The following is a 17,961-nucleotide window of genomic DNA, read 5'->3' as shown; positions in this document are numbered from 1 at the left end:
CGGGCTAGGCCCTCAGGGCAGGCGCTGTGCCCCGTCTTTGCCATCCGGCGCCGGATTGGGGCATAGTAACCTCGGCATCACTCACCGGCACCGGGCGAGACGGCATGTCCAACTCCCGGCAGACGCAGCCACCTGCGCGCGTGCGCCAACCTTTTCCTCGACAAGGAGCACCCCATGACACAACAGTGGCAACGCATTGCCTCCCGCCTCACCGATGTGGGCGGCATCCCGGTGGCTCGCGCCATCCCGGTCAAGGAGCGGCGCACCATCGGGCCCTGGTGTTTTCTCGATCATATCGGCCCGACCCGCTTTGCCCCCGGCGCCCCCGGCATGGATGTGGGGCCCCACCCCCACATCGCCCTGCAGACCTTCACCTGGATGCTGGAGGGGGAGATCCTCCACCGGGACAGCCTGGGCAGCAAGCAGGTGATCCGTCCGGGCCAGGTGAACCTGATGACCGCAGGACGGGGCATCGCCCACACCGAGGAGTCGGTCCCGAACCAGCCCGATCTGCACGCCGCCCAGCTCTGGATAGCCCTGCCCGAGGCGGATCAGCATACCCCGCCCCGCTTCGATCACTACCCGACTCTTCCCTGCTGGCAGCAAGGGGAGATCACCCTCACCCTGCTCATCGGCGAGCACGGCAGCCAGCGCGCCCCCACCCTGCACTTCTCCCCCATTCTGGGGCTGGATCTGCACGCCCCCGAGGGAGGCGAGATCACCCTCCCCCTGGATCCCGCCTTCGAGCACGGCCTCTTTCCCCTCGCGGGGGAGACCATCGTCGCAGGGGAGGCCCTGGCCCCGGAGCAGCTGCTCTACCTGCCCCCCGGCAACCGGGAGGTAATGCTGACCCTGCGCCCGGGTGCCCGGCTGCTGCTCATTGGCGGCGAACCCCTGCCCAGACCGCTGCAGATCTGGTGGAACTTCGTGAGCGTCGACAAGGAGGCCATTCGCACCGCCGCCGCCGACTGGGAGAGCGGTCATCCGCGCTTTGGCGAGGTGACGGGTTACCAGGGGCCCCGTCTCAAGGCGCCACCCCTGACCGGGCTCTGAGCCAGGGTCCAAAACAAAAGAGCGCCCATGGCGCTCTTTTTGATTGGAATGAAGGCCCGTCAGGACTCCTCTTCCTGCTCCGCCTGCAACCTGGCCCGGCGGGCCATGGCCTCCTCCTGGGCACTCTCTATCTCGTGCAGCACGCCATCCAGATCGATGGCCTCCCGGCTCTCTTCGAACAGGCCGGTGAGCTCGGTCTCGGGGCCCAGCTTGCCATCCTCGAACAAGGACCACATCTCCCGGGCATACCGGGTCTTGAGCAGCTCGGGGGCATACATGCCGTAGTAGTTGCGCATGTTGTCGACATCCCGCTCCAGCATGGCCCTGGCCTGGTTGTTGGCGGCGGCATCCACCACCTGGGGCAGGTCGATGATGACGGGCCCCTCTTCATCCACCAGCACATTGAACTCCGAGAGATCCCCGTGAATGAGCCCGGCGCAGAGCATGCGCACCACGTAGCGGATCACCTTGCCATGATCCACCAGAGCCTGCTCACGGGTCAGGGCCACATCGTTGAGACGGGGAGCGACGTTGCCGTCGGCGTCGGTGATGAGCTCCATCAGCAGCACGCCATCAAGGCAGACATAGGGCCTGGGCACCCGCACCCCGGCCGCCGCCAGCTTGAACAGGGCATCCACCTCGGTGTTCTGCCACACCTCTTCGTGCTGCTTGCGACCGTACTTGGAGCCCTTCTCCATGGCGCGGGCATCGCGGCTGCTGCGCACCCGCCGCCCTTCCTGATAGACCACGGCCTGCTTGAAGCTGCGCTTTGACGCCTCTTTGTAGACCTTGGCGCAGCGGATCTCGTCGCCGCAGCGCACCACATAGACGTCGGCCTCTTTGCCGCTCATCAGCCGGCTGATGACATCGTCCACCAGGCCGTCATCAACCAGAGGTTGGATTCGATTTGGAATTTTCATGACCGCCCTTTTACCCTATTTGCACCTTGTTTGCACCTGTTTGCTGGTGGCCTGCCACCCCTGTCAGAAACGGCCCGCAAGGGGGCCGTGTCGATCAAGGTTCCGGTGGCAGCCCCTGGCGGATGCGGCGGATCCCCGCCTCGTAGAGACCGTCCTCGCCCTGATCGTGCTCCTGGGTTTCGAAGATCTTGAGAAACCACATGTACTGCTCGGGGAAGCGGCCAAGCTGCTGCTCCACCATGCGGTTCATCTGGTTGACGTCCGCCACCAGGTCCGCGGTGGGATAAGGGTCGAACGGCGCCTCGATCTCCAGCCGGTAGCACCCCTCGTCCTCGTCGTAGCAGGCCAGAATGGGCACGGCGCGGGCACCGGTCAGCTTCACCAGCTTGGGCAGGGCCGGCAGGGTCGCCTTGGGGTGGTTGAAGAAGGGCACGAAGAGGCTCGCCTCCCGGCCGTGATCCTGATCCGGCAGATAGAAGAAGCTGTCGCCGCTGCGCAGGGCCTTGATGGCGGGCTTGATGCCGACGCTGCGCTCGTAGATACGCCCGCCCTTGCTGCGCTCGCGGTTGATGTACCAGTCGAACACCGCATCCTTGGGGCTTTTCATCATGGTGCACATCTTGATCCCCTGGAGGGGGAAGTAGCGGCCAATCATGTCCACCGCCCAGGTGTGGGGCACCACGAAGATCATGGGGCGACCGGCTGCCCGCTCCGCTTCCACGTGCTCCCAGCCGCTCACCTTGACGCGCCCCTTGAGGAAGTCGGGGCTGCGCCAGGTCAGCTCGCCAAAGCCCAGGAAGGTCTTGAGCCCCACCCGGATGGATTTCAGCAGCAGGGCCTGACGGCCCGCCTCGTCGAGATGGGGGAAGCAGATCTTGAGGTTGGTGTCGGCGATGTAGGCCTGCTTCCTGGAGACGCGCAGCAGCAGGGGGGCCAGGTAGTCGGCCAGCTTGTCCCGTGCCCTTGCCGGCACCCAGGCCAGCAGGGAGAGCAGGGCGACGGCCAGCCAGCTGCCCCATAGACGGGGGTGCAGCAGGCGCGGATGAAAAGAGGTATCAAACACCGGATCTTGTGCGGACATGGTCGCCATCGAATCATCAAAACAGACCGTCATTTTAGTGATCCTGACAACTTTTTCTACCCTGCCCTGCACAGCGCCACCGCGCCAAGTCACTGATCAGACAAGTTAGAAATAAAAAGTGGCCCGCTTGGGGCCACATTTTTGCACCGGGTGAGCGCAAGGCTCAGGGATGAGGAGCAAGGCCCCGACGGATGCGCCGGATCCCCTCTTCGTAGAGGCCATCCGGCCCCACCTGATCCTCACGGGTGTCGAAGATCTTGAGGAACCACATGTACTGGCCCGGGTGGCGGCAGAGCTGGCGCTCCACGCTGTCGTTCATGCGGCAGGTATCCGCCATCAGATCCGCGCTCGGGTAGTCGGCGTAGGGAGCCTCGACCTCCAGCCGGTAGCCGTGCGCCTGCTCGTCATAGCAGGCCAGCACCGGCAGGGCCCGGGCACCGGTCAGCTTCACCAGCCGTGGCAGGGCCGGCAACGTCGCCTTGGGGTGGTTGAAGAAGGGGGCGAACAGGCTCGCCTCCCGTCCGTGATCCTGATCCGGCAGATAGAAGAAGCTCAGACCGGATTTCACCGCCTTGATCACCGGCTTGATGCCGGCGCTGCGCTCATAGACGCGGCAGCCGTGCCGGGCCCGCGCGCCGTTGATGTGCCAGTCGAACACCGGGTTGCGGGCGCTCTTCATCATGGTGCACATGGGCAGGCCCCGCTGGGCGAAGTAGTAGCCCGCCGCGTCGATGGGCCAGCTGTGGGGCACCACCAGGATCACCGGTCGGCCAGCGGCCTGCTCCGCCTCGATATGCTCCCAGCCGCTGACCTGGATCCGCCCCATCACGTGGGCGGGGCTGCGCCAGGTGAACTCGCCAAAGCCCAGCAGGCTCTTGAGGCCGACCCGGATGGAGGTCATCAGGATGGCCTCCCGCTCGGCCTCGCTCTTCTCCTTGAAGCAGATGGCGAGGTTGGTCCTGGCGATGTAGATCTGCTTCTTCGAGATGGCGCATACCAGGGGCGTCAGAGCATCGGCCAGGCGATCCCGCCAGCGCGGGGGAACGAAGGCGAGCACACCGATGGCGCCGAGGGCGAGCCAGCTCAACCAGTAACGGGGGTGCAGCAGACGAGGCTGGAATCGGGCGTCAAACACGGGATCAGATGAGGACATGGGGCACGACAAAACAATGGGAAGATAAAGTGGCGCGCATCGTGACAGGTATTACCAGTTAACGCCAACTGAATGTCGCCTGTATGGGCAACTATTTAAGCCACTTCACGGATTGACAAAATTAATCTGCTTCATTTGATTCCTCTCTGTGTCACTGCATCACGAACGGCAGACCCCGCACGGGCGGGGTCGATGACGAGGGGGGATGAAAACCTTGTGCCTAGCGGCGTGCGGGCTGCCCCGGCAGGTCATCCTGCACGGCCGGCAGGAAGAACATCAGATAACGCAGGGCCACGTAACCCACCACCAGGGTGGCCACCCCCAGCTCCAGATAGGCCAGCTGATGGAGCTGCTCGGCATAGCGGGCCGCCTGTGGCCACTGCGACAGCAGGTGACTCACCTTGAACAGGGCGGTGGCCCCGATCACCAGGGGGAAGGTGAAAGCGGCGTAACCCGGCGAGAACGGCAGGCGCAGCAGCTTGATGAAGGCCAGGTAGATGATGCCGGTCATCAGCACGGCGATCCCGAGCAGCACCGCCACCAGCAGCAGGGAGGGATCCTGGCTCACGGTGAGGTAGCCGGCCAGCGACAGGCTCGCCGGGGCGGCCAGGATGGCGATGGTGGGCTTGGCGGCATCCGGCACCTCGTGGCTGAAGATGAGGCGATAGAGCATCAGCGGCAGCATCAGGCCGTAACAGGCCATGCCGAACCAGAGCAGGCCGGTGGCCAGGGATGCGAAGGGACCGCCCGGGTAGGCCACGTCAGCCACGATGATCCCCACCGGCGGCACGAACCAGCTCGGCACCATGTGATGGATTTCAAACGCTTTGGCCCTGTGCCAGACGAAGGTGGCGAGGAAGACGAGGTGGACGACGACCGCAAACAGCCAGAGCCCCTGCCCCAGCGTCGGGGCGAGCAGGCCGACCGCCTTGGAGACCACCATGGTCCCCATGGCGTAGGTGGGCACCACGCTGCCCACCACGGGATGGGCGAGATCCTGCCACAGCAGGCGCGGGTGGATCAGGAACTTGAAGGTCAGGACGAGGAGCAGCACGGCGGCGATGGCGGCCCCCAGCAGTTGCAGACGGCCATCGAACTGACCGGCATTTTCCCAGCACCAGCCGAGGCTGGCGATCCCGAGTGCCAGACCGGCCATGGGGGTCGGGGCGGCGGCCAGGGAGCGGCGGGTTCTTGCGATCATGGCGGATACCCTCTTGATGATGACGATGGGCATAGGATAAAGGGGGTCTATCGTTTACGATATCTAAATGAATTGAACTTAGCGTTTAGGAAAATCAAACGATATGAAGCTCACCCTGCAACAACTCAAGGTGTTTGCCACCATCGCCCGCCACGGCAACCTGGGGGGCGCCGCCAATGAACTCTGCCTGAGCAAGGGGGCCGTCTCCCAGTCGCTGCAGGAGCTGGAGCGCCAGCTCGCCACGCCCCTGTTCGACCGGGTGCACCCGAGGCTTCAGCTCAACAGCGAGGGGCGCCTGCTGCAACCGGCCGCCGAGGAGCTGCTGACCCGGATGCAGGAGATAGAGCAGCTCTTCAGCCCCGATGCCGAGCCGAGCGGCCAGCTGCACCTCGGGGCCAGCCAGACCATCGGCAACTACCTGCTGCCCGCCCTGCTGGCGGAGGGGGCCCAGGAGCTGGGGGCCGCCCCCAGGGTCACCATCGCCAACACCCACCTCCTGTGCCATGCCCTTGCCCACTTCGAGCTGGATCTCGCCCTCATCGAGGGGGAGAACCACCACCCGGACCTGGTGAGCGAACCCTGGCTGGAGGACGAGATGCTCATCATCGCCGCCCCCGGTCACCCCCTGGCGGATCAGCTCGAGCTGCCCCTGCGCCGGCTTGCCGGGGAAACCTGGGTGCTGCGCGAGGCGCAATCCGGCAGCCGCGAGCAGTTCGAGCAGCAGCTCCAGCCCCACCTGCCCCGCTGGCAGGCGGGGATAGAGCTCAATACCCTGGAGGCGGTGATGCTGGCGGTGGAGAAGGGGCTCGGCATCTCCTTCATCTCCCGCCTCGCGGTGGCGGACCGACTGGCACAGGGGCGCCTGGTGGCCCTCACCCCGAGTCGCCGCTTCCCCCGCCAGCTCTCCCTCGTCTGGCACAAGCAGAAGTTCCACTCCGTCGCCCTGCGCCGCTTCCTGGCCTTCTGCCGCGCCCAGACCCTGGCGTGAGAACCCCTTCGGATACGACAAGGGCGCCATTGGCGCCCTTGTCGTTCAGCCGATGCTCCCCTCGGCCCTCAGCCCTTCCCCGGCCTCAGCCGGCGAGTCCCCCTTCAATCCAGCCGAGCACCTGCCGGGTCACGGCCTGGGGCACCCAGGGGGAGTCCAGTAGCCGGTGGCGCAGGCAATCGGCGAAGTGATCCGCCTCGTGCTGCATGCCGCCCCCCTCCACCGGCAGGTAGATGTCCGCCGGCCAGATGACGGGAGCAGGCCCCCCTTGCCAGCGAATGTGCTGGGGATTCCACCATTTGCCCTCGATGACCAGGCGCCACCCCTCCCCGGACAAGGACGCTTCCCGCTCGAAATCCTCGATGATGGAGGCCTCGAGCTCGGCCCGAAACGGCTCATCGAACGTGAAGCTGGCGGCGAGATCCACCTCCCCCGGAGCCCGCGTCAGCGTCACCTCGGGGGCGGGGCAGCCCAGCCCCAGCCGATGGCAGAGGGCGGCATGGAGCCAGAGGGGATAGACCCCCACGTCCCAGGCGGCGCCGCCATCCAGCGCCGGATCGAACAGCTTGCCCACCCTGGGCTGGGTCGAACCGAACGCCGCCCGCAGCTCGCGCGGCGGCGGCAGCAGGGGCAGGCGCTGCAACAGGGCGCGCATGGCGGGGAAGCACATCACCTTCATGGCCTCGAGCAGCAGCAGGCCCCGTGCGTGGGCGAGCGCCACCAGGGCGTCCCAATCCGCCACCCGGGTCACCGCCGGTTTTTCCACCAGTACGTGCTTGCCCGCCAGCAGCATCTGCCTCACCAGGCCCGCGTGCTCCGGGTGGATCACCGCCACATAGACGGCCTCCACCTCGGGGCTGGCGGCCAGGGCCTCATAGCTGCCATAGGCGTGGGGCAGCCCCAGATCCCGGGCGAACTCGTCCGCCCGTCCCTGGTCCCGGGCGGCGATGGCCACCACCTCGGCTCCCCTGGCGTGCCCGTTCACATCGCGGCAAAAACGCCGGGCGATGGCCCCCGCCCCGGCAATGCCAAAGCGCAGGGGCGCCCTTGTCTCGTCGTGCATCGTCTCTCCTTGCTACCCAATGGTGGACCCCAGCATCACGCCGGGCGCGGGCTCCCGGCCAGGCTGCGCAGCCAGCTTATCTCCTCGCCCCAGATGGACTCATCGATGGTCTCGAGGATAAGCGGGATGCCGTCGAAACGGTCGTCGTTCATGATGTGGTGGAACACCGCCTCGCCGAGGTTGCCCTCCCGCAGGCTGTGGTGACGGTCGACCCGACTACCGAAGGTACACTTGGCGCCGTTGATATGCATCCCCTTGAGGTACTGGAACCCCACGATGCGGTCGAAGTCGGCAAACACCGCCTCGCACCCCTCGGGGGTACGCAGATCGTAACCGGCGGCGAAGGCGTGGCAGGTGTCAAAGCAGACGCCGACCCGACTCTTGTCCTCTACCCCGTCGATGAGGGTGGCCAGGTGCTCGAACGACCAGCCGAGGTTGGTGCCCTGGCCGGCGGTATTCTCGATCACCGCCGTCACCCCTTCGCTGCGCTCCAACGCCCAGTTGATGGATTCGCTCACGAGCTTCAGGCTCACCGCCTCGGGGATCTGCTTGAGATGGCTGCCCGGGTGGAAGTTCAGGTAGCACAGCCCCAGTTGCTCGCAGCGCTTCATCTCGTCCAGAAACGCATCCCGGGACTTGGCGAGGGCGTCGGGGTCGGGATGACCCAGGTTGATGAGATAGCTGTCGTGGGGCAGGATCTGCTCGGGACGAAAGCCCTCCTTCTCGCAGGCGGCCTTGAAGGCGCGAATACTGGCCTCGGAGAGGGGCGCCGCCTGCCACTGGCGCTGGTTCTTGGTAAACAGGGCGAAGGCGTTGGCCCCGATGGCTTTGGCCCGGGCGATGGTGTTTTCCACTCCGCCCGCCGCACTGACGTGGGCTCCGATAAATTTCATCTCATCTCCTGTGCACTGTGACCGGGTGCCTGCCGCGCTGGCCACCGCACCCGTTGCCGGGGCGCCATTATGCCCAAGCCAACCCCTTGCGCCAAACCGGGATTGTCGATGGGGGCAATGGAAAAGGCGCCCGCAGGCGCCTTGATGAGAGACAGAACATCCCTGTCCGTCAATAGGCCAGACCGGCCCCGTAGGGATAGAGCGGGCTTTGTGAGTCCTTGGCCACGTCCGGGGACTGGGCCAGCACCGCCTGCCAGCTCGAGGGCAGCTCGAAGGGGAGCTTGCCGCGTGCCTTCTGGGTGCCGCTCATGACATCGAACAGGGCCTGATCCAGGGCGCCGAAGTTGGCCAGCAGCACCCGGGCCGCCGGGGCCACCTCGGTCAGGATGGCGGGCCTGTCCAGATAGACGGAGAGCACCAGGGGCACCCCGGCCTGCTCGATGGCCTGGATGGCGGCATAGTCATCCGCGCCGCGGTAGACCCCTTCGTGGGCCGTCTCCTGCACCACCTGATCATTGCTGGCAAAGCCGAGCTGGCCGAAGTGGATGCTGCCAAACGGGAAGCGGGGATCCTGCTCGCCCGGGGCGTTGACCCGCACGATGGCAAGCTCCGCGTCGGCCAGGTTCGTCACCACCGTATAGCCGTTGGCCCTGGCCACCTCGGCGTTGACATTGTGCAGATAGACCCGCTTGCCGTCCGCCTTCAGCGGCAGCAGGGCCCCCTCGTTCTTCAGCAGCACATGGGACGCCGCCTGGGCGGCCTGGGCCTCCTGCTGGAACTCGGCCTTGCCCACCAGGGCCACCGCGGCCTCGGCATCCACATAGGGATTCTCGAAGAGTCCGAGGGCGAACTTCTGGGCCAGGATCCGCTCGGCCGAGGTGGTGATGGCCGCCTCGGTCACCAGACCGCTCTGCACCGCCGCCAGCAGGGGAGCCGGATCTTCTACGCCACCGAACTGATCCACCCCGGCGTCGATGGCCTTGGCATAACGCTCGGCCTTGGTGAGCTTCTCCACGCCCCAGGACATGCCAAAGGGCACGGTCCAGGGGCTCACCCCGGCATTGACTTCATCCTGGGTCAGCCCCTGCTCGCAGCGGCTGTCACAGTCATTGACGATGCCCCAGTCGCTCAGCACCACGCCGTCAAACTTGAAGTGGCCCCGCAACAGATCCGTGATGATCTGGCGGTTGAAGCCAAACCCCACCTCCTCGACGGGCTGCCCATCCTGGGTCAGGCCCAGGGGCATGGCGTAATAGGGCATCACGGCGGCCACCCTGGCCTCGAAGGCACCCTCGAAGGGCACCAGGTGGTAGGCAAACTGACCGCCGGGGTAGACCTGCTCCTTGCCCCAGGGGTTGTGGGCATCCAGCCCGTCCTTCTGGGGACCGGCCCCGGCGAAGTGCTTGACCACGGTGACCACGCTCTCCTTGCCTATCCCCTCGCTCCCCTGCTGGAAGCCCTCGATGTAGGCCTTGACCAGGGACTTGGCGAGCAGGTTGTCTTCCCCGAAGGTGCCGTTGATGCGGCCCCAGCGCGGCTCGGTCGCGAGATCCGCCTGGGGCGAGAGGGCCTCGTGGATGCCGACGGCACGGTACTCCTGACGGGCGATGTCGCCAAAGCGCTGCACCAGGGAGGCATCGCCGATGGCGGCCAGCCCCAGGGTTTCGGGCCACTGGGAGAAGGCCCCGGCACCGATGCTGGTGGCGTTCGGATCATGGGTGAAGTGGTTGCGGGGATCCGTGCTCACCGTCATGGGGATGCCGAATCCCACCCCTTCCAGCAGGGCCTGCAGGGTGTTGTTGTCCGCGGCGATGGCCGCCGGATCACCGGCCATGCGGGTGATGAAGGTGTTGACCCCGTCCTCGCGCAGCATCTTGTCCATGGCCGCGAGGTTCACCCGCCCCGCCCCGTCCAGCACCAGGGTGCCGTGCATCATCAGCCCTGCCTTCTGGGCCAGGGTGAGCCTGCCCACCAGATCCCGGGCTCGCTCGGCGGCGCCGAGGCGCCAGTCCTCGTAGGGGGTCAGGGTGCCGCTGCCATCGAGATCCTTGAATTGCAGGCCGTCCTGCTCGATGAGGGTGACGGTGCGGTGGCCCAGAACGGGCTGCTCGGGCTTGGGGGTGGAGTCGTTGTCGTTGCACCCTGCCAGCAGCAGGGCCCCGATGGCGAGGGCGACACGGGTTCGGGAGAGCGAGTGGTGTTTCATTGTTGTTATCTTCCTTGTGTGTGTAGGAGTCGCCACTCTATGCAAAAGCGGCCCCTCTCACTTGCCCGTCGGGTGCAGAAAGTTGCCGGTTGGGAGCAGGATTGAAAAGTGTGAAAAGGGTTGCAGGGTTACCCTTGGTTACAAATCTGAAACATGAAAGCGGCGCTGGCTCACGGCAATCCGCCGCCGTTGGTCGATGATGGTGGGCCACCGCTGACAAGGATTTTTGCCGTGAAGACCGTCTCCAACCGGATTGCCCTGCACTGCCTCAACCACTGGCAGGCCCGCGGGCGGGATCCTGCTGCCCTCCTGCACCCCTGCGGCATCGCTCACGAAGAGCTGCTGATCCCCCAGGGGCGGCTCGACACCGGGCGCCACTTCCGGCTGCTGGCCGGGGCAGCCCCCCACGTGGATCTGGCCCTCGACTGGACGCCCCCCGCCCTCCCCGGTCTCTTTGCCGACTTCATGTCGCTGGCGAGCCTGTGCTGCAACGCCGCCACCCTTCGCCAGGCCCTGCACTTCTTCCTTGCCTACCGCCCCCTCATCGGCGAGAGCGACGAGATCCGCCTGCAAGAAGAAGAGGGACAGGCCAGGATCAGCTACCACTCGGAGTCCGATCATCCGGACGTCATCGCCCTGAGCAGCCTGGCCAACCTCTGCCACCTCTATGCCCTGCTCCAGTTCTACCACCCGGGCCAGGGGCTGCTGGTGCTGCCCACCCCGGTACGCCCCAGGCTGTGGCGTGAGCTGGCAGGCTGGCTGGAAGGGCGGTTGCAACAGGGGGCGGCCTTCGAGCTCCGCTTTCCCGCCGCCTTGCTCGATCTCGCCCACGGGCAGTGCAACCTGCCCCTGCAACCCCTGCTGCTCGGGGAGCTCGACCGGCAGATGGCCCAGCTTCGCCCAAGCAGCCGCTACCGGGACAGGGTGATGACACTCATTCGCCAGCAACTGTGGCAAGAGAGCGCCGAGGCCTCCTCTCTGCTCGATGGGGTGTGCGAGCACCTCAAGCTGACCCGCTGGACCCTCAACCGCCATCTGCGGGAGGAAGGGTGCCACTTCTCGGGCCTGCTGGAGCGGGTACGCCGGGAGGAGGCCTGCCGCCTGTTGCAGGATCCCGCCCTCCCCCTGCAGACAGTGGGGGAGCGCCTGGGTTTTGCCCGCCAGAGCAGCTTTACCCGCTTCTTTCGTGAGGCGTTTGCCCTCTCGCCCCGCGAGTTTCGCTCAAGGCGCAGCCGCCTCTGAGGTGCCCCCGAGATGGGCGGCGAGCAACCCCGCCAGCCAGTGGATGAAGAGCTGGACCCTGGGGGCCAGTTGGCGGCGATGGGCATAGAGGGCGTGGATGGGGAGCGGCGGCGGCTGCCACTGGGGCAGGATGCTCACCAGCTCGCCCCCCGCGAGCAGGGATTCGACCCCCACCCGCGGCATCTGGATGATGCCAAGCCCCGCCAGCGCCGCCGCCAGGTAGGTCTCGCTGTCATTAACCATGAGGGCCCCCGCCATGGGCAGCAGGGCGCGGCGGCCATCTTCTGCCAGGTATTCAAAGCCGGGCTCGCTGCGCCCCTGCCCGGCACCAAACCCGGGACCATAGTGCACCAGCCGGTGGCCCGCCAGATCCACAAGGGTGCGGGGCACCCCGTGGCGAGCCAGGTAGCCTGCGCTGGCACAGTTGATCTGGCGATAGTGACCAAGGGGCCTGGCCACCAGGCTCGAGGGCTCAAGCACCCCGACCCGCACCACGCAGTCAAACCCCTCGCGCACCAGATCCACCCGCCTGTCCGTGCTGCTCAGCATCAGTTGCAGGGCGGGATGCTGCGCCAGAAAGTCCGGCAGGGCCGGGATCACCAGGTGGCGGGCCATCCGGCTTGGCATGTCGACCCGCAGTTGTCCCGAGATCTGCCCCCCCTGGCGAAACAGGCCGTCAAACTCCTCCATGTCCGCCAAAAGCTCCCGGCATCTGGCATAGCAGAGCTGGCCGTCCGTGGTGAGCTGCACCCGCCGCGTGGTACGCAGCAGGAGCCGGGTCCCCATGCGCTCCTCCAGCCGGCGGATGGCGGCAGAGAGGGTCGCCTTGGGGATGCCCGTCTGTTCGGCGCAGCGGGTAAAACTCTCCAGCTCGGCGACACGCACGAAGGCTCTCATCGCATCCAGTTGATCCATGACCTGATTGTCTCGATAAACGGAACAGTGATTCTATTATCACGCTATTTATCCAGTTTAAAAGGAACAATACAGTGATCCGGTCGGCTCGTATCGAGCCTGTGTCCGCCACCCTGACAGGAGTCATACCATGACCAGACCCATCGCCCTCATCACCGGGGCCAGCCGCGGCCTTGGCAAGCACGGGGCCCTGGCCCTCGCCGCCAAAGGCGTCGACCTCATCATCACCTACCGCAGCCAGGCCGCAGAGGCGGAGGCGGTGGTGGCCCAGGCCCGCGCCCTCGGCGTTCGGGCCCATGCCCTTACACTGGACGTGGGCGAGAGCGCCACCTTCGCGGCCTTTGCAGAGGAGGTGACGCAACTGCTCGCCCGGGAGTGGCAGCGCACCCATTTCAACTTCCTGGTCAACAACGCCGGGATCGGCATTCATGCCAGCTTCGAGCAGACCACGGAGCAGCAGTTCGACACCCTGCTCAACATCCACCTCAAGGGGACCTTCTTCCTGACCCAGGCGCTCCTGCCCCTCCTGGCAGACGGCGGTCGCATCCTCAACCTCTCCACCGGCCTCACCCGCTTCGCCATGCCGGGTTATGCCGCCTACGCCGCCATGAAGGGGGGCGTCGAGGTGCTCACCCAGTATCTGGCCAAGGAGCTGGGCCCCAGGGGCATCGCGGTCAACGTGCTGGCCCCCGGCGCCATCGAGACCGATTTTGGCGGCGGCGTGGTGCGCGACAACAAGGGAGTCAACGACTTTCTCGCGAGCCAGACCGCCCTTGGCCGGGTGGGTCAGCCCGACGACATCGGTGGCGCCATCGCCGCCCTGCTCTCCGATGACTGCCGCTGGATCACCGCCCAGCGCATCGAAGCCTCGGGCGGCATGTTTATCTAGGCGGTCATGGTTGCCTGCTGCACAAACAAGGAAGGCCCCCTCCGATGAGGGGGCCTTCCGGCATTGGGCAGACGAGGTGCGGCGCACCGGGCCCGTTACAGGGTCTTGCCACCGCTTGCAATGACCTGGCTGTACCAGTGGAAGCTCTCTTTCTTGATGCGACGAAGAGATCCTCCCTGCTCGTCCCTGTCCACGTAGACAAAGCCGTAGCGCTTCTGGTAGCCGTTGAGCCAGCTCAGGATGTCGGTGAAGGACCAGGCGCAATATCCAATCAGCTCGACCCCGTCCTGCATCGCCTCCTGGCACGCCTTGAGGTGGCTGTGCAGATAGGCGATACGGTAGTCGTCGTTCACCTTGTCCCCGGCTTCCAGCTTGTCGAACTCCCCCAGGCCGTTCTCGGTGATCATAAGCGGCAAGGCGTAGCGGGAGGAGAGCCGGCGCAGGGCGATGCGCATCCCGGTGGGATCGATGGCCCAGTCCCAGTTGCTGGTCTCAAGGTGCGGATTGGGGGCCGTCTTGTAGAGGCCGGGAATGCCGCTGGAGGGCGTAGTGCCCTTCTTGCCCGTGGTGTTGATGCGCTGCATCGTCTGGCCGCCGAGGGGGTTGTCGGTGAAGGTCAGGGTGTAGTAGTAGTTGACCCCGATGTAGTCGGGGGTGCCTTCGCGCAAGAGCTCGAGATCGCCCGGCAGGATCTCCGGCGCCTCGCCGGTCTCCCGCAGATAGGCGAGCGCCGCCTGGGGGTAACGGCCGAAGCAGTAGGCATCCAGCCACCAGAGGTTGGTGAACTCCTCGGCATTCTCGAACGCCAGCATGTCGCTCGGGGCGCAGGAGGCCGGATAGGCGGGGGAGTATGCAAAGCTCGGTCCGATCAGGCCGTTTGGCACGTGCTGGCGAAACGCCTTGATGACCCGGGCATTGGCGAGAAACGCGATGTGGTTGGCAGCGAAGAAACGCTTCCTGTCCTGCACGGCGGGAGGATGGGTGCCCAGCTGGTAGGCGTTGGTCAGGTTGTAGTTCTGCTCGTTGAGCGACACCCAGTACTTCACCTTGCCGGCGAAGCGCTGATAGAGGGTGACGCAGTAGCGCTCGAAGTCGTCGATGATGCGCCTGTCTTCCCAGCCGCCGTACTCATCCTGCAGCGCCTGGGGCAGATCCCAGTGATAGAGGGTCAGCACAGGCTCGATGCCGTGGGCCAGCAGGGCATTGATGAGCCGTTCGTAGAAGGCGAGCCCCGCCTCGTTCACCTCGCCACGCCCGGTCGGGTAGATGCGCGGCCAGCTCACCGAGAAGCGATAGGCCTTGAGCCCCATCTCGGCCATCAGCGCCACGTCCTCTTCCACCCTGTGGTAGTGATCCACCGCCACGTCTCCGTTGCTCCCTTCAAAGGTCTTGCCCGGCAGCTTGGTGAAGCTGTCCCATACCGAGGGGCCCTTGCCCTCCTCGTTCCAGGCCCCTTCCACCTGATAGGCGGCGGAGGCGGCGCCCCAGAGGAAACCGTTCGGGAAGTCGTTGAACTTGTGATGATGCATCTGGTGTTGCTCCTTCTGCGCGGATGGCGGGGGCCATCCCGTGATACGTCGGCCCCGTACAGGGGCCCGAAATGAGTTGGCACCAGCATCCAACACTTCTAGAATTCCGTCCAATGACAATTATGGCCACCTATCATTCCTATCTGGAATCAAGCGAGGCACCATGGAGTTGAGAGACCTGAAAGCCTTCGTCACCCTGGGGGAGGTATTGCACTTTGGTCAGGCGGCGGCGCGCCAGCACGTCACCCAGTCGGCCCTGAGCAAGCAGATCCGCCGGCTGGAGGCGGACCTTGGCGGCGAGCTGTTCGAGCGCAACGCCGGCAGCACCCGGCTGACGGTGCTCGGGCGCGCCCTCTACGCCGACGCCTGCACCCTGGTGGCCCAGAGCGAGCAGCTCGCCCGCAGCGCCCGCGACGTGCTGGCGGGCCACGCGGGTACCCTGCGCATCGGCTTCGGGGTCGCCACCAAGCTGCTGGTGCCCGCCGCCATCGCCCGTTTTCGGGCCAGCCGCCCCGGGGTCGCCATCGAGCTCAACGATCTCTCCACCCATCACCAGTTGCTGGCGCTGGCGGAGGGTCGCCTGGATCTCGGCTTCTGCCGCCTGCCCGCCCCCAAGGGCTGGCCGGTGCTGCCCGTGGTGCGCGCCCATTTTGTCGCCGTGCTGCCCGCAGGCTATCAGGGGGTGGCAGGGCTCGCCGATCTGCAGGAGAAGCCGCTCGCCATCCTGCGCCGGGACAAGGCCCCCTCTTTTTACGATCAGTTCATCCATTACCTCGCCCAGAGCGGCCTGCGCTTTCAGGACATCCAGTACGTGAACGACTTCGCCGCCGGCATCGCCACCGCGGCGGCCGGCATCGCCTGGACCCTGGTCCCCTCCTCCACCACCATTGAGCATCCCGATGTGCTGACCCTGCCCCTCGGGGAGGCCGACGCGAGCTGGATCATCGGGCTCATTCGCCCGCCGGGCAACGACAATCCCCTCGTCGCCCCCTTCTGGCAGACGGTGGCGGAGCTGGCGGATCCCGCCCTCACCGGCCTCATGACGACAGGGGACGGGGCTGCCGCCCGGGACACGCCATGAAAGGGAACCATTCGAGAATCACATTAACGATGGCATTGGGCGGTCACCCCCCTTAAAATTGCCGCACTGCCCCGACGCCACGACAAGGATCCGTTTCGTTCATGCACTCTCACTGGCTGCTGAGGTTTGATCTGCATCGCCTCATCCTTGCGCTGGCCGTCATCGGCGTGCTGGCTACCTTTGGCAACAGCTTTTACGCCATCTATCAGGCACAAAGACAACTGCTCATCGACAGCACCCTGGAGGCAAACCGGGTCTATGCCACCAAGCTCGCAGCCTCCACCGAGACCATGCTGCGCTCGGCCCAGGGACAGCTGGCCTATGGCGCGGCCCGGCTCGCCCCCTTGCTGCAGGACAACGACCTCCATGGACTCGAGGAGGTGGCAGGCCAGTTGCGCCAGCAGACCAACACCTTCAACTCGGTGGCCATCGTGAACACCGATTCCGTCATCGTCGCCGTCTCTCCCGAGGCATTGCATGTGAAAGGGGTCAAGCTCACCTCGGCCAATGCGAGCCGGACCCTTGCAAGCCAGCAGCCCCTCATCGCGGATCCCCTGGTCTCCCTCACTGGCAACTACCTCATCAGCCTCTCCCACCCCATCTTCTCGGCAGACAAACGCTACCTCGGCTATGTCGCCGGCACCATCTATCTGGAGTCCGCCAGCGTGCTCTCCAGCCTGCTGGGGCAGCACTACTACCAGGATGGTTCTTATCTTTATGTGGTGGACCGCCAGCGCACCCTCATCTACCACCCGAACCCGGAGCGCATCGGCCAGAGGATTGGCAAGAACCGGGTGGTGGATGCGGTGCTCAAGGGGCAGGATGGCGCGCAAAGCGTGCTCAACTCCCGGGGCAGCGAGATGCTGGCAGGCTTTGCCCCGGTGGCGGACGCAGGCTGGGGGGTGGTGGCCCAGCGCCCCCGCAGCGCCACCCTGGCCGGCCTGGATGAACAGATGCTGGAGATCCTCAAGGGGATGATCCCGGTCACCCTCTTCATTCTCTTCGTCATCTGGCTCTCGGCCACCATCATCGCCAGACCCTTGCGGCAACTGGCCAACCGGGCCGGGCTCATGGATCAGCAGGGGGCCGCCACCAGCATCTCGGGGATCCGCGCCTGGTATTTCGAAGCGGCCCAGTTGAAGCAGGCCATCCTCAAGGGGCTGGGGCTGCTCAACACCAAGATCGACAAGCTGCACACCGACAGCCACACCGACCCCATGACGGGCCTGTTCAACCGCCGGGCCATGCAGCAGATGCTGGACGAGTACGAGGTCGAGCGTCAGCCCCTGACGGTGATTGCCCTGGACATCGATCACTTCAAGGCCATCAACGACCGCTTCGGTCACGACGTGGGGGATGCCGTCATCGTCTCCCTCGCCACCCTGATGCAGCAGGATCTGCGTTCCGATGCCGCCTTGTGTCGAAGCGGCGGCGAAGAGTTCCTGCTGCTGCTGCCCGGGGTCTCCCTTGCACAGGCGCAGAAGATCGCCGAGCGCCTGCGTACCCGGGTGGCGAGCCACGACATGGAGGTAGCAGGCCACATCACCATCTCCCTCGGCGTCGCCCACTGGGGGGCGGATGCCACCAGCATCGCCGCCGTGCTCAAGGAGGCGGACAAGGCGCTCTATGATGCCAAGAGCCAGGGCCGAAACTGCGTGGTGGTGGCCCTGGGCTGATGGCCCAGGCTTTGCCGGACACCGTTCGCCCATAAAAAACCCCTGCCATGGCAGGGGTCGGACGGTATCCA

At 65.8% G+C, this 17,961-nt stretch carries 15 protein-coding genes; 6 read left to right on the top strand and 9 right to left on the bottom strand.

The genetic code is table 11. The features are described 5' to 3' along the window. The first annotated feature begins 174 nt into the window (after nt 1–174). Nucleotides 175–1,053, top strand: a complete 879-nt coding sequence (locus AB7E19_RS05080) for a pirin family protein (protein ID WP_322131930.1) — start codon at nt 175–177, stop codon at nt 1,051–1,053. Between the two features lie 59 nt (nt 1,054–1,112). Here AB7E19_RS05080 and AB7E19_RS05075 read toward each other — a convergent pair whose 3' ends face one another. The 4 genes from AB7E19_RS05075 to AB7E19_RS05060 form a co-directional block, all read right to left on the bottom strand. Further along, nucleotides 1,113–1,973 carry a PA4780 family RIO1-like protein kinase gene (locus tag AB7E19_RS05075; protein ID WP_029314478.1) on the bottom strand — a complete coding sequence of 287 codons (861 nt, stop codon included), beginning with the start codon at nt 1,971–1,973 and terminating at the stop codon, nt 1,113–1,115. A gap of 94 nt (nt 1,974–2,067) precedes the next feature. Further along, nucleotides 2,068–3,063 (bottom strand): lipid A biosynthesis acyltransferase, encoded by a 996-nt coding sequence (locus tag AB7E19_RS05070; protein ID WP_029314477.1) that lies wholly within the window; start codon nt 3,061–3,063, stop codon nt 2,068–2,070. A 154-nt stretch (nt 3,064–3,217) separates the two neighbouring features. Then, a complete protein-coding gene (locus AB7E19_RS05065; protein ID WP_045524804.1) occupies nt 3,218–4,207 on the bottom strand; it encodes a lipid A biosynthesis (KDO)2-(lauroyl)-lipid IVA acyltransferase in 990 nt (329 codons plus the stop codon). A gap of 220 nt (nt 4,208–4,427) precedes the next feature. Beyond that, nucleotides 4,428–5,408, bottom strand: a complete 981-nt coding sequence (locus tag AB7E19_RS05060) for a TDT family transporter (RefSeq protein WP_069651447.1) — start codon at nt 5,406–5,408, stop codon at nt 4,428–4,430. 103 nt (nt 5,409–5,511) lie between these two features. Here AB7E19_RS05060 and AB7E19_RS05055 point away from each other — a divergent pair, with 103 nt between their 5' ends. Continuing rightward, nucleotides 5,512–6,396 (top strand): LysR substrate-binding domain-containing protein, encoded by an 885-nt coding sequence (locus AB7E19_RS05055; RefSeq protein WP_010674621.1) that lies wholly within the window; start codon nt 5,512–5,514, stop codon nt 6,394–6,396. 85 nt (nt 6,397–6,481) lie between these two features. Here the strand turns inward: AB7E19_RS05055 and AB7E19_RS05050 are convergent, their stop codons facing one another. The 3 genes from AB7E19_RS05050 to AB7E19_RS05040 form a co-directional block, all read right to left on the bottom strand. Further along, nucleotides 6,482–7,459, bottom strand: coding sequence for a Gfo/Idh/MocA family protein (locus AB7E19_RS05050; protein WP_427934701.1), 978 nt, complete (start codon nt 7,457–7,459; stop codon nt 6,482–6,484). Nucleotides 7,460–7,494: 35 nt separating this feature from the next. Beyond that, the gene (gene nfo / locus AB7E19_RS05045; protein ID WP_042880583.1) at nt 7,495–8,352 is read right to left on the bottom strand and encodes a deoxyribonuclease IV; all 858 of its coding nucleotides are present in this window, start codon (nt 8,350–8,352) and stop codon (nt 7,495–7,497) included. A 169-nt stretch (nt 8,353–8,521) separates the two neighbouring features. Beyond that, complete coding sequence (locus AB7E19_RS05040) at nt 8,522–10,558, bottom strand: glycoside hydrolase family 3 protein (protein ID WP_427934700.1); 2,037 nt, start codon at nt 10,556–10,558, stop codon at nt 8,522–8,524. A 231-nt stretch (nt 10,559–10,789) separates the two neighbouring features. On the opposite strand from AB7E19_RS05040, the gene AB7E19_RS05035 reads away from it, so the two are divergent. Continuing rightward, on the top strand, nt 10,790–11,800 hold the full coding sequence (locus AB7E19_RS05035; RefSeq protein ID WP_048207601.1) for a helix-turn-helix transcriptional regulator: 1,011 nt from the start codon (nt 10,790–10,792) through the stop codon (nt 11,798–11,800). Here AB7E19_RS05035 and AB7E19_RS05030 read toward each other — a convergent pair. Beyond that, nucleotides 11,780–12,715: a LysR family transcriptional regulator gene (locus AB7E19_RS05030; protein WP_427934699.1), complete on the bottom strand. Its 936-nt coding sequence runs from the start codon at nt 12,713–12,715 to the stop codon at nt 11,780–11,782. The genes AB7E19_RS05035 and AB7E19_RS05030 overlap by 21 nt on opposite strands. 130 nt (nt 12,716–12,845) lie before the next feature. On the opposite strand from AB7E19_RS05030, the gene AB7E19_RS05025 reads away from it, so the two are divergent. Next, nucleotides 12,846–13,604 (top strand): SDR family NAD(P)-dependent oxidoreductase, encoded by a 759-nt coding sequence (locus tag AB7E19_RS05025; protein WP_128297475.1) that lies wholly within the window; start codon nt 12,846–12,848, stop codon nt 13,602–13,604. 95 nt (nt 13,605–13,699) lie between these two features. On the opposite strand, the gene AB7E19_RS05020 is transcribed toward AB7E19_RS05025, so the two are convergent. Continuing rightward, the gene (locus AB7E19_RS05020; protein WP_128297474.1) at nt 13,700–15,133 is read right to left on the bottom strand and encodes a glycoside hydrolase family 1 protein; all 1,434 of its coding nucleotides are present in this window, start codon (nt 15,131–15,133) and stop codon (nt 13,700–13,702) included. Nucleotides 15,134–15,296: 163 nt separating this feature from the next. Here AB7E19_RS05020 and AB7E19_RS05015 point away from each other — a divergent pair, with 163 nt between their 5' ends. Then, nucleotides 15,297–16,214 carry a LysR family transcriptional regulator gene (locus AB7E19_RS05015; protein WP_128297473.1) on the top strand — a complete coding sequence of 306 codons (918 nt, stop codon included), beginning with the start codon at nt 15,297–15,299 and terminating at the stop codon, nt 16,212–16,214. A 101-nt stretch (nt 16,215–16,315) separates the two neighbouring features. Continuing rightward, nucleotides 16,316–17,890, top strand: coding sequence for a sensor domain-containing diguanylate cyclase (locus AB7E19_RS05010; RefSeq protein WP_239053500.1), 1,575 nt, complete (start codon nt 16,316–16,318; stop codon nt 17,888–17,890). Nucleotides 17,891–17,961: the final 71 nt, after the last annotated feature.

Source organism: Aeromonas sp., from assembly GCF_050252055.1.
GTDB classification, from domain to species: Bacteria; Pseudomonadota; Gammaproteobacteria; order Enterobacterales; family Aeromonadaceae; genus Aeromonas; species Aeromonas caviae.
Note: the sequence above shows the minus strand (reverse complement) of the source record. Positions and strands in the feature narration are given on the sequence as shown.

What these genes read in the sequence shown, in the direction of transcription:
- AB7E19_RS05020 (WP_128297474.1), bottom strand. Translation starts at nt 15,133, where the DNA reads ATGCATCATCACAAGTTCAACGACTTCCCGAACGGTTTCCTCTGGGGC.
- AB7E19_RS05030 (WP_427934699.1), bottom strand. Translation starts at nt 12,715, where the DNA reads ATGGATCAACTGGATGCGATGAGAGCCTTCGTGCGTGTCGCCGAGCTG.
- nfo (WP_042880583.1), bottom strand. Translation starts at nt 8,352, where the DNA reads ATGAAATTTATCGGAGCCCACGTCAGTGCGGCGGGCGGAGTGGAAAAC.
- AB7E19_RS05075 (WP_029314478.1), bottom strand. Translation starts at nt 1,973, where the DNA reads ATGAAAATTCCAAATCGAATCCAACCTCTGGTTGATGACGGCCTGGTG.
- AB7E19_RS05080 (WP_322131930.1), top strand. Translation starts at nt 175, where the DNA reads ATGACACAACAGTGGCAACGCATTGCCTCCCGCCTCACCGATGTGGGC.
- AB7E19_RS05040 (WP_427934700.1), bottom strand. Translation starts at nt 10,558, where the DNA reads ATGAAACACCACTCGCTCTCCCGAACCCGTGTCGCCCTCGCCATCGGG.
- AB7E19_RS05050 (WP_427934701.1), bottom strand. Translation starts at nt 7,459, where the DNA reads ATGCACGACGAGACAAGGGCGCCCCTGCGCTTTGGCATTGCCGGGGCG.
- AB7E19_RS05070 (WP_029314477.1), bottom strand. Translation starts at nt 3,063, where the DNA reads ATGGCGACCATGTCCGCACAAGATCCGGTGTTTGATACCTCTTTTCAT.
- AB7E19_RS05015 (WP_128297473.1), top strand. Translation starts at nt 15,297, where the DNA reads ATGGAGTTGAGAGACCTGAAAGCCTTCGTCACCCTGGGGGAGGTATTG.
- AB7E19_RS05060 (WP_069651447.1), bottom strand. Translation starts at nt 5,408, where the DNA reads ATGATCGCAAGAACCCGCCGCTCCCTGGCCGCCGCCCCGACCCCCATG.
- AB7E19_RS05055 (WP_010674621.1), top strand. Translation starts at nt 5,512, where the DNA reads ATGAAGCTCACCCTGCAACAACTCAAGGTGTTTGCCACCATCGCCCGC.
- AB7E19_RS05025 (WP_128297475.1), top strand. Translation starts at nt 12,846, where the DNA reads ATGACCAGACCCATCGCCCTCATCACCGGGGCCAGCCGCGGCCTTGGC.
- AB7E19_RS05010 (WP_239053500.1), top strand. Translation starts at nt 16,316, where the DNA reads ATGCACTCTCACTGGCTGCTGAGGTTTGATCTGCATCGCCTCATCCTT.
- AB7E19_RS05065 (WP_045524804.1), bottom strand. Translation starts at nt 4,207, where the DNA reads ATGTCCTCATCTGATCCCGTGTTTGACGCCCGATTCCAGCCTCGTCTG.